Source organism: Syntrophaceae bacterium (assembly GCA_013177825.1).
Taxonomy (GTDB): domain Bacteria; phylum Desulfobacterota; class Syntrophia; order Syntrophales; family PHBD01; genus PHBD01.
Genome location: JABLXX010000010.1, coordinates 45949 through 62483, shown reverse-complemented (window position 1 = coordinate 62483; position 16535 = coordinate 45949). Strand labels below are relative to the sequence as shown.

General features: G+C 55.9%; 16 protein-coding genes. All 16 read right to left on the bottom strand.

Features of this window, described 5'->3' with window-relative positions:
• Positions 1 to 16 precede the first annotated feature (16 nt).
• Positions 17 to 1930 carry a sulfate adenylyltransferase subunit CysN gene (cysN, locus tag HPY65_16945; GenBank protein ID NPU86167.1) on the bottom strand — a complete coding sequence of 638 codons (1914 nt, stop codon included), beginning with the start codon at positions 1928 to 1930 and terminating at the stop codon, positions 17 to 19.
• Positions 1930 to 2898, bottom strand: coding sequence for a sulfate adenylyltransferase subunit CysD (cysD, locus tag HPY65_16940; GenBank protein ID NPU86166.1), 969 nt, complete (start codon positions 2896 to 2898; stop codon positions 1930 to 1932). The genes cysN and cysD overlap by 1 nt, the downstream gene beginning before the upstream one ends.
• Positions 2858 to 3709 (bottom strand): phosphate ABC transporter ATP-binding protein, encoded by an 852-nt coding sequence (locus HPY65_16935; GenBank protein ID NPU86165.1) that lies wholly within the window; start codon positions 3707 to 3709, stop codon positions 2858 to 2860. The genes cysD and HPY65_16935 overlap by 41 nt, the downstream gene beginning before the upstream one ends.
• An 8-nt stretch (positions 3710 to 3717) precedes the next feature.
• Positions 3718 to 4566, bottom strand: coding sequence for a phosphate ABC transporter permease PstA (pstA, locus tag HPY65_16930; GenBank protein ID NPU86164.1), 849 nt, complete (start codon positions 4564 to 4566; stop codon positions 3718 to 3720).
• A gap of 5 nt (positions 4567 to 4571) precedes the next feature.
• On the bottom strand, positions 4572 to 5417 hold the full coding sequence (gene pstC / locus HPY65_16925) for a phosphate ABC transporter permease subunit PstC (GenBank protein NPU86163.1): 846 nt from the start codon (positions 5415 to 5417) through the stop codon (positions 4572 to 4574).
• Positions 5418 to 5468: 51 nt separating this feature from the next.
• Positions 5469 to 6410: a phosphate ABC transporter substrate-binding protein gene (locus tag HPY65_16920; GenBank protein ID NPU86162.1), complete on the bottom strand. Its 942-nt coding sequence runs from the start codon at positions 6408 to 6410 to the stop codon at positions 5469 to 5471.
• Positions 6411 to 6489: 79 nt separating this feature from the next.
• Positions 6490 to 6960, bottom strand: a complete 471-nt coding sequence (locus HPY65_16915; GenBank protein NPU86161.1) for a dTDP-4-dehydrorhamnose 3,5-epimerase family protein — start codon at positions 6958 to 6960, stop codon at positions 6490 to 6492.
• Positions 6950 to 8053, bottom strand: coding sequence for a DegT/DnrJ/EryC1/StrS family aminotransferase (locus HPY65_16910; GenBank protein ID NPU86160.1), 1104 nt, complete (start codon positions 8051 to 8053; stop codon positions 6950 to 6952). The genes HPY65_16915 and HPY65_16910 overlap by 11 nt, the downstream gene beginning before the upstream one ends.
• Positions 8050 to 9270, bottom strand: coding sequence for a class I SAM-dependent methyltransferase (locus HPY65_16905; GenBank protein NPU86159.1), 1221 nt, complete (start codon positions 9268 to 9270; stop codon positions 8050 to 8052). The genes HPY65_16910 and HPY65_16905 overlap by 4 nt, the downstream gene beginning before the upstream one ends.
• Before the next feature lie 393 nt (positions 9271 to 9663).
• The gene (locus HPY65_16900) at positions 9664 to 10224 is read right to left on the bottom strand and encodes a hypothetical protein (protein ID NPU86158.1); all 561 of its coding nucleotides are present in this window, start codon (positions 10222 to 10224) and stop codon (positions 9664 to 9666) included.
• Complete coding sequence (locus HPY65_16895; GenBank protein ID NPU86157.1) at positions 10221 to 11657, bottom strand: hypothetical protein; 1437 nt, start codon at positions 11655 to 11657, stop codon at positions 10221 to 10223. Before HPY65_16895 ends, HPY65_16900 begins: the two co-directional genes overlap by 4 nt.
• A 164-nt stretch (positions 11658 to 11821) precedes the next feature.
• Positions 11822 to 12364, bottom strand: a complete 543-nt coding sequence (locus tag HPY65_16890) for a GNAT family N-acetyltransferase (protein ID NPU86156.1) — start codon at positions 12362 to 12364, stop codon at positions 11822 to 11824.
• Complete coding sequence (locus HPY65_16885) at positions 12357 to 13463, bottom strand: hypothetical protein (GenBank protein ID NPU86155.1); 1107 nt, start codon at positions 13461 to 13463, stop codon at positions 12357 to 12359. Before HPY65_16885 ends, HPY65_16890 begins: the two co-directional genes overlap by 8 nt.
• 3 nt (positions 13464 to 13466) lie before the next feature.
• The gene (locus HPY65_16880) at positions 13467 to 14744 is read right to left on the bottom strand and encodes a DegT/DnrJ/EryC1/StrS family aminotransferase (GenBank protein NPU86154.1); all 1278 of its coding nucleotides are present in this window, start codon (positions 14742 to 14744) and stop codon (positions 13467 to 13469) included.
• Positions 14741 to 15721, bottom strand: a complete 981-nt coding sequence (locus HPY65_16875; protein NPU86153.1) for a Gfo/Idh/MocA family oxidoreductase — start codon at positions 15719 to 15721, stop codon at positions 14741 to 14743. Before HPY65_16875 ends, HPY65_16880 begins: the two co-directional genes overlap by 4 nt.
• A complete protein-coding gene (locus tag HPY65_16870; GenBank protein ID NPU86152.1) occupies positions 15718 to 16467 on the bottom strand; it encodes a glycosyltransferase family protein in 750 nt (249 codons plus the stop codon). Before HPY65_16870 ends, HPY65_16875 begins: the two co-directional genes overlap by 4 nt.
• Positions 16468 to 16535: the final 68 nt, after the last annotated feature.

Genomic DNA, 16535 nt, shown 5'->3' with positions numbered 1-16535 from the left:
TATTCCCCTCTATTGATTAACTAAGATAGATCCTTTCGATGATCCCGTCCTTTTCAAGTTGTCTCAAAAGTGCACCGACAATATCTTCAACGCTGTGCAGATCGGTCTCTACCACACACTCGGGGTGCTGCGGTTCCTCGTAAGGGGAAGAAATCCCGGTAAACTCCTTGATCTCTCCCACCATGGCCTTCCCGTACAGACCGTTCGGATCGCGCCTTTTACAAACATCAAGGTCGCACTTGACGAAAATCTCGAAGAAGCGGCCCGACGGGAAAAGAGAGCGTACGAATGCCCGGTCTTCGGCAAATGGGGAGATGAAAGTACAGATCACGATTTTGCCAGCTTCAAAAAAGAGCTTCGCCACCTCGCCTGCTCGGCGAATGTTCTCGGTGCGGTCCTTTGCCGAAAAGCCGAGATCCCCGCAGAGTCCATGGCGGACCGTGTCTCCGTCCAGGAGCATCGACTGGCACCCCGCATCAAACAGGACACGCTCCAGACGCCTGGCGATGGTTGATTTCCCCGAGCCGGAGTACCCCGTCAGCCAGAGCACCGCAGCCTGGTGGCCGTTGCGATCCTCCCTGACCTCCCTGGGAATGTTCCATCCGCTCCATACTGCATGGGGTGATCTCCTCTGCTGAACTTCGTCCTTCTTCTCCCCTTCGATGACCTCTTCCAGTGTTTTGGAGACCCCTCGGATCAACCCGGCCCCAACGGTTTGATTGGTCAGGGGATCAATGAGAATGAAGCCACCTGTCCCGTGGTTAAGCTTATATGGATCAAAGAAGATGGGCGAGGCCGCTGCTATCTCCACCCGTCCGATTTCGTTGAGGCCGAAGGAAGAGGCCTGCCCCCGGTGCAGGGTGTCGACATCGATCTTGTAGATGATCCTGGAGACGAAGGCCTTCACCGTCCGGGTCGTATGCTTGAGGACGTAAGTATCAGCCATGGAAAGGGGTTTTTCGTCCATCCAGCAGATAATGGCCTCGAAGCGGGAGCTCACCTGCGGCAGGTTGTTCCTCCGGACGATCATGTCCCCCCTGCTCACGTCGATCTCATCCCGCAGGGTCAATACGACCGACTGGGGCGCGAAAGCTTCCTGCAGTTCCCCGTCGTAGGTAACGACGGACCGGACCGCGCTGGTCTTGCCAGACGGGAGAGCTACGATCTCCTCACCCGGGCCGATGGTTCCAGAGACGACCTTGCCGGCAAATCCCCGAAAATCCAGATGGGGGCGGACAACGTACTGAATGGGGAAACGGAAGTCCACCAGGTTGCGGTCTGCCGACACATGGACATTCTCCAGGTAATGCAGGAGCGTCGTGCCTTCGTACCAGGGCATATTGGCACTCTTTTCCACAACATTGTCACCCTTCAGGGCGGAAACAGGGATGAATACAATGTCATGGATGTCCAGTTTGTCGGAAAATGCCTGATATTCCGACACAATTCGGTCATAGACCTCCTTGCTGTAGTCTACAAGATCCATCTTGTTGACGGCCACGATCATGTGGGGGATCTGCAGGAGCGAAACGATGAATCCATGCCGCTTGGATTGCGTCAGAACTCCGTTCCGGGCATCGATGAGAATGACGGCACAATCGGCGGTCGATGCCCCCGTCACCATGTTCCGGGTATACTGAACATGGCCAGGCGTATCAGCGATGATGAATTTACGGCGTGGCGTCTCGAAGTACCGGTGGGCCACGTCGATAGTGATTCCCTGTTCGCGCTCCGCTGCCAGTCCGTCCAACAGGAGGGCTAGGTCCACATCTTTCAATCCCTTGCGTTTTGAGGTCTTTTTTATCGCTTCGTACTGATCCACATATATGGATTTCGTTTCGTAGAGAAGCCGGCCGATGAGCGTCGATTTGCCATCATCGACGCTTCCGGTAGTCGTAAAACGAAGAAGGGATTTTTCCGCCGACTCCATCAGAAATATCCCTCCTTTTTCTTCTGCTCCATCGAGGAGTCGCTGGTCAGGTCGATCACCCTGTTTTCACGCTCCGACTTCTTGGCCGCCCTGACCTCTCCGATGATGTCGTCGATGACGGAGGCCCTGGAAGGGATTGCCCCGGTACAGGGGATGCAACCCAGGCTGCGGAAACGACAAGAAACCGTCTCTATTTTTTCTTCATCGGTCTTCAGCTGATTGCTGTCCTCCACAAGGGAACAAGATGAGACGGGGATCAGAATCCCCTGACGTCGAATCACCTCGCGCTCTAAGGCGAAATATATCGGGACAATGGGGATCTTCTCGATTTTTATGTATTGCCAGATATCCTGCTCAGTCCAGTTGCTCAGCGGGAAGACCCGGACCGATTCCCCTTCGTTGATACGCGTATTATAGAGGTCCCAGAGCTCCGGCCGTTGATTCTTGGGATCCCACTGACCGAAACGATCCCTCAGGGAAAAGACACGCTCCTTGGCCCTGGATTTTTCCTCCTCGCGGCGTGCACCGCCGATGGCGGCATCAAAACCATGCTTGTTCAGAGCTTCCAGCAGTGCCCCCGTCTTGAGATAGCTGCAGCACTTGTCAACGCCCATTTTCAAGGGGTGGCACCCTTTGGCAATCCATTCTTCATTGCGCTCCACGATCAGGGTCACATCAATGTCACGGCAGAATCCGTCCCGAAAGGCGTACATCTCCGGAAATTTAAAACCGGTGTCCACATGCATGAGCGGAAAAGGGATTTTTGCAGGATGAAAGGCTTTTTGGGCGATCCTGACCATGACGCTCGAATCTTTTCCGACCGAGTAGAGCATGACGGGGTTCTTGAACTCCGCCGCCACTTCCCGCATGATGTACATGGATTCCGATTCGAGCTGTTTTAAATACGATAGACTGTAGGAAGGCATTTCAGCTGATCTCACCACTGATGTAGGCCCGGGTCCTCTCATCCCGCGGCGCGTTGAAGAACTCGGCAGCAGGCCCGTGCTCTACAAGCTCGCCCATGTAGAGAAATACGATGTAGTCCGCCATTCGCCTGGCCTGTCGGAGGATATGAGTAACCACAACAATCGTATAATCCTTTTTCAGGAACTGGAACTGCTTCTCCACCAGCCGCGCCGACACCGGGTCCAGCGCCGATGTCGGCTCATCAGCCAGGATGACCTCCGGATCAACGGCGATGGCCCGTGCCAATGCCAGGCGCTGCTGCTGCCCGATGGACAGACGGGACGCCGGTGCATGAAGGCGATCCTTCACCTCGTCCCAGAGTCCCGCCAGATTGAGGTAGTATTCAACCAGGCGGTCCAGGGAATTCCCTCTCTTCTTGCGGGCTGTGGACCGCTCTCCTTCCATGGAGTTACCCAGCAGAAGCTCCCGGCTTCTCTCCAGTTCCTCGATCCGCTTGCGGATCTGCGCTCCCCCCACCCGATGGATCCGGGGTCCGAAGGCAATGTTATCGTAGATCGACATGGGCAGAGGATATGGCCGCTGGGAGAGAAATCCCACCTTCTTGCGCAGGGCCAGGAGATCGGCCTGCCGGTCATAAATGTTGAGCCCGTCGATAAGGACGTCCCCCTCTACCGTAACGCTGTCGTAAAGGTCAAGAAGGCGATTCAGACTCTTCAGAAGGGTGGTTTTCCCACAGCCGGAAGGGCCGATAATGGCAATGATTTGGCGGTCCGGGATGTCCAGGGAGATATCCTGGAGCACACGGTGGCCGCCGTAGGATATGCTCAGGTTACGGATACGGATGTGGGACATTTAGGCCTCTAACGGATAATGTTCTTTGAAAAACGCCGCCCCAGCAGGCGCGACGCGATGTTGACCAGCAGGACGATTGCCAGGAGAATCAGGGCCGCCGCATAGGCCCGTTCCTGAACCTCCGGGATCGGTGTCCCCACCTGGAAAAAGACGGCCAGGGGGAGGGAGGCGACTGGATCGAGGAGAGACGAGGGGATCTCGTCCGTGTATCCCGCTGTGAAAAGGATCGATGCGGCGTCGCCGATCCCACGTCCGAAGGCCAGGAGGACCGCTGTGATCATGCCGGGCAAAGCCTGCCGAAACACGACCGCAAAGGTGGTCTCCAGCCGCGTCGTTCCCAGGGCATAGGCGATCTCCTTGAGTTCCGGCGGGACCATGCGGATCACCTCCTCCATGGACCGGATCATAATGGGCAGCATCAGCATTGTGAGCACAATGATCCCTCCCAGCAGGGAGGCCCGCAGCCCGAGATAAACCATGAGGGTAAAGCCAAAAGCACCGTAGACAATGGAGGGCGTACCCCACAGGATGTCCAGGACGAAGCGGGTTGCATCGGCAAAACGCCTGTTCGTGTATTCCCGCTGGAGAGCGAACGCCGCGGGGAGGCTGATCAGCATTGCCAGGATCGACGCCCCGAAAGCCAGGTACAGGGAACCGACGATGGCATTGGCAACTCCCCCCCCCTGGCCCAGGTAATACCCGCCCTGCGGCGTTTCGATCAGCATGGAAAGGCTCATGGCGTTCCAGCCCTTCACGACGATGACGGCCATGATGCCCACCAGGGTGGAAAGGATCAGAACCAGGGAAAGCAGCATCAGGACCTTGAACAGGTTTTCCGTAAATTTCCGGGATCCCATTGCCTTCAGACCCCGAACCGCCCGATGCGAAGCAGGGTGAAATGCGCTCCCAGGCTGAACACGCTCACAACGAGCAAAAGGATGAAGGCGGCCAGCATGAGAGCTGCGTCGTAGAGAGGAATGGACATCATCTCTCCATAGTTGTTGGCGATGAGAGCCGGCAGAGGATACGCGGGGTCAAACAGGGAACCGGGTACCTGCGGAACATTGCCCACGACCATGAGAACCGCCATCGTCTCGCCGAACGCCCTGGAGAATCCCAGGACGACTGCCGCCATGACCCCCCGGCGGGCATGGCGGAGCAGAACGTGATGGACCATTTCCCATCTCGTCGTTCCCAGGGCGAGGGCGCTTTCCCGGGCTTCGATCGGAATGGTCCGGAAGACCTCAACCGTAAGCGCAATGATGAACGGCGCAACCATGATGGCCAGTATGATCCCCCCGGCAAGAAGACTGTAGCCGGTGGTCTGGATCCCGATTGCCTCTCCCAGTTCGCGCACCAGGGGAACAATGACGAGGATGCCGCAGAGGCCGTAAATAACCGATGGGATGCCCGCCAGGATATCGACCGCCAATCGGACGGACTCCCGGATCCGGGTTCCGGCATACTCGGACAGATAGACGGCGCTCAACAGGCAGACGGGAATTGATATGGCCATAGCCAGTGCCGTGACCGCCAGAGTTCCCATGATAAAAGGATACAGCCCGAAGTCGCCTCTCAGGGGATGCCAGGACTCGGATCCCAGGATGGCCCCGATGGGAACCTCCGCCAGAAGGGGCCAGGCCTTCAAAAACAGCCCCACCCCGATGGCAAGAAACAGGACATGGACGAAAAGAAGAGGAAACCGCATGGAGGCACCGGAGAATGCATCCAGGAGGCGGCGCCTTTTCAGCACATTCATCTATCTCACCTTCTTCAGAGACTCCTTGACTTGGCCCGGCGTAACCTTCAGATAGCCAACCTCCTCCGCGTACCGCTGACCATCCGTCAGAATCCAGCGAACGAAAGCCAGAGACGTCCCCTTGAAGTTACCCTTGGCGACGAGATACAGATCGCGGGCCGGGGGCGAGGGATATCGCCCCGCAAGGACGGCCTGGATGGCATCATGCTTCGACATCAGTCGCTCGCCGGGATCCACCCGGCCATTCTCGTTGACATCGATGGGAGCAATCTGGAGACCGGCAACGGGCCTGCCCGTTCGCATGTCATAGGCATAATTCAGGTTGTTATAACCAATCCCGGCAGGATCCCTCCGGATCGCTTCTGCAACGCCCGGATCTCCGTAAACGGCAACTCCCTTGAGGTCTTCCTGTTTTTTCCCCAGATATTTCGCCCAGGTCTCGGCAGCACCGCAGGAATCGGACCGGGTGTATACCTGAATCCTTGTCGGAACGGCTTGTCCCGCAACGGATCCCCAGGTGAGGGGTTTTCCCATAATCCACAGATCCGTGAAGACGCTCTTCTTGATGCCCTTTTTCATCAGGGTGGCCAGGACCGGGTTGTTGCCGTTGATCGTTGGGAAAACAGCATCCTTGACAACGGGAACCCCGAAGAGACCCTGCCTGGTTTCCTCCTGCCTGATCTCTCGGGAGACCATTCCGATATCCACCATTCCTGTCAGTGTATCCGCGGCCCCCTTGCCGGCCCCGCCGGCGGAAACGTCGATTCTGACCTTGGGGTGCAGTTTTCTGAACTCCTCGGCCCACTTGACCATCATCGGATAAAGAGCCCAGGCGCCGGAGACCCTGATGGTACCTTGAAGGTCCACGGTTGCCGGAGCTTTCCCCACTGCAGGTCCGCGCTCTGCCGCCCGCCCTTCCAGGCTTCCCAGCACCATGGCCATAACAACCAACAAAACGAAAACAATCTTGCCGTAAAAACGTATCACCTCGTACCTCCTCGTATAATTTAGCGAAAATCCACTATTTAATCGGCGGCCCCTTCAACCAGTCAAAGTCGATCTGCGGATCGTCATATGGAATCCGAATCTCATCATCCGGGTTGTAAATATGGGAGGTCACATAGAGAAGATGTACAGGTCCCTGAATCGCCTTACAGCCATGGGCAACACCGGGAGGGATCTTCAGGATCCTGGCGGGCTGGTAATCGCCCGCCAGGAAATCCATCGTCATCTTGTATGATTTCGATTTCTCCCGCATGTCGCAAAGGCCCACCCGCATCACTCCACTGACGACGTACCACCAGTCCGTCTGGATTCTGTGAAAGTGCCAGGCCTTGATGACTCCGTCGAACATGAGGGAATGGCTCCACTGGCCGAAGCCCTCCTGGAAGAAATCATCGGTCCTGCGTATGATTTCCCGAAAGAACCCCCGTTCATCCGAGTGTGTCACGAGGTCTCTGACGACCACTCCGTCGATGCAATTATTCTCCATAAAAATCCCTCACGACATTGATGACCCTGTCGATTTGCGCCTGCTCAAGCTCCGGGTAGAGGGGCAGGGATAGGACCTCCCCGGCAGCCTTCTCCGTTTCCGTTAGGCCGTCGCCTCCCAGGCACAGGCGCCCCGCATAGGCGGGCTGCAGGTGAACGGGAACCGGATAGTGGATCAGCGCCCCTACCCCTTCATTCTGCAGATGATCCAGAAGATGGTCCCGATCGGTTGAACGAACCACGTAAAGATGGAAAACATGGCTTGTTCCGGGGGCGATCCCGGGACAGCGGAGCGGGGTCCCCGCCAATCCATCTGTGTAGGCCTGGGCGAGGGCAGACCGGCGGGCATTGTTCCGATCCAGGTGCGGAAGCTTCACCCTCAGGATCGCCGCCTGCAGTTCGTCGAGCCTTGTATTCCAGCCTCTCCGGGAGCTCACGTATCGCTCCACCCATCCATATTCCCGGAGCGACGCCGCACGCCCGGCGAGTTCGCCATCATTTGTCACGACCATCCCACCATCTCCAAGGGCTCCCAGGTTCTTCGTCGGATAAAAACTAAAGCACCCCATGTCCCCGAAAGAACCAACCCGCCGGTCCCCATGAATGGCACCATGAGCCTGTGAACAATCTTCAATGATTCTGAATCCGAATCGCCGCTGAAGGTCTAAAAGTGCATCCATGTCTGCAGGCTGTCCGTACAGGTGAACGGGGATGACGGCCTTCGTCCGCGGCGAGAGCACTTTCAATAATTTGTTCGGATCCAGGGTAAAGCGTCCCGGGTCAATGTCTACGAGTACGGGCCGTGCCCCGGTCAGCTCAATCGCCGCCACGGTGGCTACGGCCGTATGTGAAACAGTGACGACCTCGTCTCCGTCTCCGATGCCGCAGGACGCAAGTGCCAAGTGTAGTGCTTCGGTCCCACTGCCTACTCCGATTCCATGGGAAACGCCCACGTACCTTGCAAACTCCTCCTCGAAAGCCCGTACTTCCTCGCCCAGGATATACCGCCCTCCGTTTAGGACGCGGGCGATCGCTTCGTCGATGCCTTCCTTGAAAGCATGGTACTGGGCCAGGGGATTGCTACAGAGGATCATTCCAGCACCGTGACCCGTGGCACGTAAACGATCCATTTCCCTCCGGACTCAATGAAGGGTTTCTCCTTCGCCATGATCTCCCGGGCATGATTGTAGGCAAACAGGAGGGCATAATCGGGGTAATGGGCCATGAATGACTCATATGGCCGCACGGGGATGTGTGCTCCCGGGCTGAATTTTCCCTGTTTGATGGGCGTTGTATCGGAGATAAATTCAATGAGATCGGGGCCGATGCCGCAATAGTTGATGATCGTCGTGCTCTTTGACGTGGCTGCGTACCCGACGATGCGCTTGCCCTCACGCCGGATGCCGGACAGGAGACCTATCAACTCGTCTCTGGAACGCTCACAATTCCGACGGAACTGATCATACACACCTGCCTCCCAAAGACCCATGCCGCGTTCCTTTGCCAGGCAGGCCTCCACTGTCGGTGAAATCGGTCTGGCCCCCCGACGGGCGATGACGTAGCGCATCGATCCTCCATGGGTTTCCTGAGGCTCGATGTCGACTACTTCCATGCCGTGCATACCGAAAAGGTGGCTTATGGAAGAGACGGAGAACAGGAAAACGTGCTCGTCGTAGATCTGATCATAGGAGGTCTGCTCGATGACATCGCCGAGATAGGGATCTTCGAACAGAACCACTCCGCTGGGTTTCAGGAGAATATCGATGCCCCGGATGACCGAGTGGAGGTAGGGGATGTGGCACATCACGTTTGCCCCCAGGAAGGCGTCGGCCTGACCATAACGGCTCACGATCTGCCTGGCCTGTTCTTCATCGAAGAAGGCGCAGGTCGTGTTCACGCCTTTCTGACGCGCGACATCGGCAACGTTCGCGGACGGCTCGATGCCCAGATGCCGGATCTCCCAGTGAGCGAAGTGTTGCATCATAATGCCGTCGTTGCTTCCGATCTCCACCACAAAGGGATCCTGGCCACCGAGATAGTCCCGCTTCACGTGAGAGGCAAACTCATTAAAGTGAACGGCCATATTCCTCGAAGTACCGGAGTAGAAGGCGTAGTTTTCGTTGAACATCATCTCCCTGGCAGGTTGCTCGACCAGCTGAACCATTTTACAGGCGCCACAGAAGGCAACCCGCAGATCGAAGAAGTATTCGTCGTCAAACTCGCTTTCCCTTAAAAACCCATTGGCGATGGGCATCCGTCCGAACGACATGAATGGTTCAATAGGCTCTTGACAGATGAGGCATTTATGCATGGTTCTCTCTTTTCATGATGGCAAGATACGTAAGATGACGCGCCGTATGATCCTGTACAGGCGGCGTCCTGCAGTTAGTCGGCCTGTTTCTCCGTTCTGTTGCGGTCTCAAACGGTGCATGATGTCGTTCAGCCTTGCAATCTCACAGGTTTCAAGAAGCCCACGCAATGCGGGCGGAGGTTGGAGCATCAGGCTTATGAAGTCTGCCGCCGGAGAGTCTGGATGGTAAATGATCCCCCCTCCATGATTGATGGGGAGGGTAAACAGCTCAAGGGAAACGCCGGAGGTGTTGATAAAATCCTCAACCGCCGTCCTCACGCCGTTTCGTAGCCCTCCTTCCTGCCGGGCATTAAAGAACGGCGCATTGATTGCGTTCTCCTCCAGGCCTGGAGACTACGGACTCATCCCTATCCGCCCATATTCATGCCGTGCTTCCGGCGGGATGGCATCCGGATCATAATACATGTCCCGTCGCGCATAGGGCCGTGACATACTTTTGGTGATGAGGGTGGGGAAATCTCTTCCCTTTCGTTCGGCCATCTCGGCAATGTCCTGCAGGTCGACACGCATGGAATGATAATTCAGGTCTCCATTCAGAAGCACGACATCGATAGGATCCATGATCCCCGGAATGGCTTCATGACTCTTCTTCGCAATAAGGCGACCACAGACGTCCCCTTCCATTATCTCCTCGAGTTCGGGAAGAACGAAAGGCTCGACCACTGTTAGGAATCCTCCACAGGTCCGGCAGTATTCCAGGAGCAGACTGGTGTGCTCCCCCTTGTAAGCACCAATTTGTAAAAGATATTTTGCCCCCGTCCTCTCCAGCAGCGGTTTGACTGCATCGAACCAAAAAAGACTGAACCCGGTGGCACCGTCGATCTCTCCCAGGAAGGCCTTTTCCGCTTCCGATTGTTTGCTGAATGCAGGTGATAGGTATTGGAACTTCGTCATTGGAGCTCTCCGTTTCCCGAATAATGGAACCGGTATTCCCCCGATGAAACGAATTCATCAAGACCTTCGAAGATCCGCTTATGGCGCTCAGGAGTAAAAGATTCCATGAAGGCCCGGTAACTCTCTGGACCCATTTGTCCGTAATAACCACCGACCTCCTGCAGGAATCTCCTGAAGTCGGGAAACAGCCAGTCATCGCTGTTATGAAGAAAAGCCATATAGTAGTATTCGAGGACCTGTCGAATGTCGATATCGAGCTTCTGATCATGTAGATTCAGAAGGATGTTTTCGTATTCCTGCACCGTGCGGGGGTGAATATTAAAGCCGTAACGGATCTGAGGATTGCAGAGAGAGGCATGGATTACAGGAACCCCAAGGGCAGCATATTCAAAACCTATGGTCCCGTATACGGTCAGGGCGAAATTGATCCCCTCCTGAATCAACTGCAGATGGGAACTGTCCGAAGGAATAAGGGTAAACTTTGGGTAACGACGGATCAATTCCCCAAGGATCTCCTTGTTGCCAGGCAGAAAATCCGGGTGCGTCTTGATGTACCAGTCATAATCCGTTCGCTCCGAAATATTCCCTAGAAACACGAGCCATTCATAGAAATCAGGAAAGAGATTGACCCCGTATGGATGAGGGCTGTCAAAAAAACAGTGGGTGGCTATGAGAATCTTGATCCTGGGACTCTCCGGGATAATCCTTTGGCCGTTCGGCCTGGTGTATGCGGACATGGTGGAGTAGTGCATATCTACACCGACTTCCCCGGAGAACCGCCGCTGCAGCCTTTCCTCGGCCATCCACAAGCCTCGTTCCTGCTCCTCTGCTGAGAGCATGGCGAATCTCTCCGGGTAGTCGTAGAAGTCATCGTACGCCCATAACCGCTCCCGGCTCAGGTGGTATACGTGGCTGGCGTTGCTCTGATAGACCGGGATGTCCCGCTGAACGGCGTGCCGCAGGAGTACTGCATACTCGTAATAGACGCAGTGGCTGAGGATGACCGCTTTTACCCGACCGGTCGCCAGGTAATCACGCCAGAACACATGATATCCCAATGCATCGCGCAGGGCGTGACGGAAATCTTCATCTTCGAGATCGATCGTGGGCTTTCGGCAGGCCATCAAATAAGAATCGTAGAGCAGGTCGCCAAACCATACACCATCCGCCTGAAGATCCTCCACGTCACGTTTGGTCTTTAGCATGGGATACAGCGACTCGAAAAGGCGGTCCCGATCCTCCATCTGAGACGAGCTGAGATGCACGTACACGAACCGGTCCGCATTGAAGGAACGGTAAAGCCTGAAAAGACCCCTGTCCGTCAGCCACGACCTGGAGTTCTTTTCCTTGAGCAGAAAAGCCGTGATGGAGGCTCGATGTCGTCGGGCCAGGACATTTGCCAGGTAGCTGAAGGAGATGATGGAACTGGCCATCGGGTTCGCTTCCAGAAGGATCTCACCCTCCTCGGGGTTGGACCGATGATCCTGCCACAGTTTTTCATTGTGACGGATGAAGGCGGCTTCCTTTGGGTTGATTCTTAAGAAATTAACGATCTGTCGAATACGTTCTAGGAAATGCTTCATTAGAGATTGCCTGACTACATCTGGAGATCCTGTCGAAACAGGGCGCTATGGATTACATCCACTTCACAGGAATCGAACAGATAATGCCGGATCCGCCGACCATCCTCGACCATGCCCGATTTTTTCATCAGGCGAAGCATGGCAGCATTCAGAGCCAAGGTCCCCGCCGTTACCTTGCGCATCCCGGCAGGGCCAAGGAGATAACAGCAAACGGCCGACCAGGCCTCGAGTCCGTAACCTTTGCTCCAGGCCTTTTTCTCCCCGATCAGGATGCCCACGTCGGCGACAAGGTTTTTCTCATCGACATAGGCATTCATGTTGCCGATGTGCCCCCGTACCCCCGCGGAAACAACGATGGCCCAGAAATAATGGGGCGTGCCGGAAAAGGACTGCCAGTATTCCCGACATGACGCGAGCGAGTGTTTGTGGTGCCGCTGCTCACTGAAACGCACCACCTCGGGGTCGTTGAGCCAACCGACATAGCGGGAGGTCAGATATGCCTCTCCAAAAGGAACGATACGTAGACGGCCTGTCTCAAGAATCGGTCCCTCAGCCATGGTTGCAGACTCTTTCCATGAATTCGAGGAGGTGCGTCAGGGCACCTTCTGCAATGAAGGGACGGTGCTCCACGACACCACTTTTTTGAACGAGTCCCTTCAACGTCACGGCCAGATCGGCGCGGTTCGTGACACACGGGGTAATCCCCTGCCGAATGGTCGGGAGCCATTCTTTTTCCAGTTCCCGCGGGACAATCGACAGGGTACGTCTCCCCAGCAAGGCTGCCTCCAACAGAAGCATGGACGTCATCCCCACCACGAGATCGGCACAGTAGACCAGTTCCAGAGGTGGTGATGTCTGGTCGATGCAGTCAAACTCATCGCCATATTCCTTGAAGTCATCGCCATGATCCTTGGGATGCAGGCGCAGAACGAGGTAGGGCCTCTGCGGCAGCGTCCCTGCCGCATCGAGAAACTCCTCCATGATGATCTCCGTCCGGCCCTTCCGCAGCCCCCTGCCGCGCATAACAAATTCATCCAGCGGGACGGGTTGGAGGAGCGGAACGCTTTCGGATCCCTCACTCAGGAAGATCAAGACTTGCCTGCCCTTCGTCAACCCCGGCAAAAGCTTCTTTCTCAATTCCTCCCGGTCATTATCCGTCCATGTTCTGAACAGATTAAGAACATGGTCGTAATGCGGATGACCGCATACGATCACCCTGTCGGCCCGGGCACCGATCCGCACAAATTCATCCCGCGTCCACACGTCCGGGACCAGGATCCAATCCGGTGCTGAGGCCAGTGCATCCGTGCTTCTTTGCCGGAATCTGTACGAAGCATTCATGGCTGCATCCACGAATGCCGCTGACGGGATTTCCGCCCGCCTCGCTGCATCGATGAGCCGGAGGCCCAGGGTGTCAGGATTCTCCGATGTTCCCGTCAGAAGGACACGGGGCTGCATTTCCAGGATCAGATTCTCCGCAGATTCATTTTCCCTTGCCGGCACGAAATCAACCTTGCGTTTTTCCAGGACATCCCTGGCCAAGCCCGATGCCAGAACGACTGTCCTCCGGCCTCTCGCGGCCAGCGCTGCAGGAAAAGGCGCAATGTAATGGGCCGGACCGGGATCTTCCACAAAGATCAGGAAGTCAACCGCCATTCGCTATACGTTCCTCAACTCGTCAAGATGATCCCAGACCTTGCGAAAGGCACGGACCACGGAATCAACCTCCTGATCCGTGAATGTGTATGAACAGAGGCCGATCGAAATGAACGAATTGTCCTGGAGAGCTTCCGCCACCGGGCATATCCCCTTCCCGTAAGAGACATTTCCCTTGTAGAATTCGGCCGTCCAGGGGAATCCCCCTTTGCCGTAAGCTACCCGTTTTTGATAAAGCGGCTGCAGATGCAGATTCTGGTACCCGCCTCCAATGGGAACACCTTCAGCTTGGAGCGCCGCCAGGATTGTCTTTCGCGGGATGCCAGTCTCTCTTTCCGAGTAGACGAGCGGATAGACGTAGTAAACATGGGTGCAGCCGGCCTTGACGACGGGTACCCGGATGCCTTTCAGATCGCGGATTCCAGCAGTCAACCGGTCTGCCGCGGCAATCCGCTGCCCCACCAGGGCCGGGAGCTTCTTCAGTTGTTCCCGGCCGATGGCGGCCTCGATCTCGGTCATGCGGAAATTGAAGCCGATCATGTTGGTCAGGTCCGTCACCCCCTTGTCCTCCACGACGGCCTCCGCATGGTTCCGGATCAACTGCAGGCGCTCCGCCAGGACGGGATCGTTGGTAACGCACACTCCCCCTTCGCCCGTATGCACGTGCTTGTGGTAATTCAGGCTGTAGACACCGATATGGCCGATCGTGCCTGCATAGCGGCCCCGGTAGACGGCCCCCGGGACCTGCGCGGCGTCCTCGATGACTTTCAAGCTGTGTTTCTCCGCCAGGTCCATGATCGCATCCAAATCGGCCGCATGACCGAAAATGTCCGGCAGCATGATCGCCCTGGTCCTGGGTGTGATGTTCCTTTCTATCGAAAGCGGATCCAGGTTGAAGGTCTCTCCCTCAATGTCGGCAAAGACCGGTATCCCGTTCCAGATGAGGATGGATGTTGCAGAGGCGCTCATAGTCCAGGGGCTGACGATCACCTCGTCGCCCGGCTCGATCCCGATGGCGCCGACGGCCGCGATGAGGCCTGACGTGTTGGAGTTCACCGTCACGGCGTATCCCACGGAAAAATAAGCCGCCCATTCCACTTCCAGGGCCTGCACCTGCTCGCCACCGAAGAAATCCGGATCCCAACAGCCCAGGAAGCGCGACAGGACGCCGCTTTTCAGGACTTCCTGAACCGTGGACGATTCTTCCGGCCCGATTGTATTGTAGCGGGAAAAAGGCTTGGTGATGGTCCGGTCCCCCCCCATCAAGGCAAGCTGGCTCATGGATTGGACTCCTTGCATAATTTCCTGATCTCTTCGATGACAGCGAGGGTTTTCAGCGCTGATCGGCCGTCGGACGGAAACGGCTCGCCTGCCTCCAGGTGCCGATAGAGATGATCGATCACATGCCACTGGTATCGCGACATATCCGTAGCAATCTCAATGCATTCGCGGCTCAACACACGGTAGCCGGCGAAGAGGGCATCAGCACTGGACTTTCGGATACGGATTGTTTCGCCGAAATCATCATAGAGGACTTGCCCGGCCGTTCCCATCAGTTCCAGCCTCCCCACGGAGAAGCACTCCTCCCGGGCGGCAAGGAAGTAGACAGGCGCCTGTTCGAAACAGATTCGAACATCCGGCTCAGGGTCCGAATCCTGAATGTTCCAAGTATTTTCCTCGACAAACAGATCCGTAACGCCACCCAGGAGATAACGGCACAAGTCGATATAATGGGACCCGTTGTTCAGGATCCCTTTGCTGTACCAGCAAACCCCCTTTTCGATTTTTCCAACATCTCCTCGTTGGAGGGTCTCCCGCAGGGCCAGTACGCCGGGTTCAAAGCGTCGGATGTAGTTCACCAGGAGGGAACATCTGTTTTCTTCGGCCAGTCGAAGCATCTCCTTTGCCTCGGACACCGTGCCGGTCATGGGTTTCTCGCACAGGACCGCCCGGGGGCTGAAATGAACGATCTGCCGGAAGGAGGATAAATGTAATGATGTGGGAACACACAGAGAGACAACCTCCGGACGGAGACGGTCCATCATGGTCCCCATATCGGCATAGGCGGGAAGCCCGAAACACTCGGTGAACCGTTTCCGCTGCGAGGCGTCCGTATCAACAGCCGCTACGAACTCATATCCTTCGTGACATGTATAGGCACGAGCATGGGTGAGAACGGTTCGACCATCAGACAAATTGTAATCATAACCCTGTCCGATCTGTCCCAAACCCACGACTGCGGCCCGAAACCGCCTCATGTAGCTCCTTTCCGCAGCACTTCCCGGTTGATTGCCACCCATTCGGGTCTCGATCTGAGGAGAGCGATAATGTCCCTGCAGCTGAAATACGGATTTGACGGTCCGAAGTGTTCGATCAACTTTTTCAGGAGTTCATAATCTTTCCTCTCGTCGAGGGTCAATCCTAACTCTGGCCAGTGTAAATCGGGAGATGCTATCAGGTAGACATGTCGGAAGAGCTCAGGATGATTGCATATGTGGAGCGTTACATGCTCACGGTCGAGCCGATCTGTTGTCAGGGCAGCAGAATGTTTAAGCGTTTTCAGGGAAAGAACCTGGGTATCCATTCCGTCAGGATAACTGCGAATGAAGGAATTACTTGCGAAGTCGCACTGGTTACGAAGGAACATCTGTATCGTCTGCTCGACAAGCAATGGATCAATGACGGGGCAATCTCCAGTGATTTCCACCACAATATCAGCACTCACGGAATCGGCGGCATCGATAACCCGGGCCATCACGTCATCCTCACTGCCTCTGAAACTGGCAATGGCTTGCTCTTTGGCAAAATCCTCCAGACAATCATCCGCTTTGTTTACGGTCGTAGCAAGGACAATGCTATGAATGGATTTAACCTGCCGCAACCGATCGACAAGGTGCTTCAGCATCGGCTCGCCGTCAGCCGGCAGCAAAACTTTGCCGGGTAACCGAGAAGACGTCATTCTTGCTTCAATAGTAGCTACTATCTTTTTGCCTTCAATCAGCATCTGTAAAACATCCTCGACCCATTAAGAAATAAGATCCCGACTCAGGGGGGTACAACCTCAAACAAATC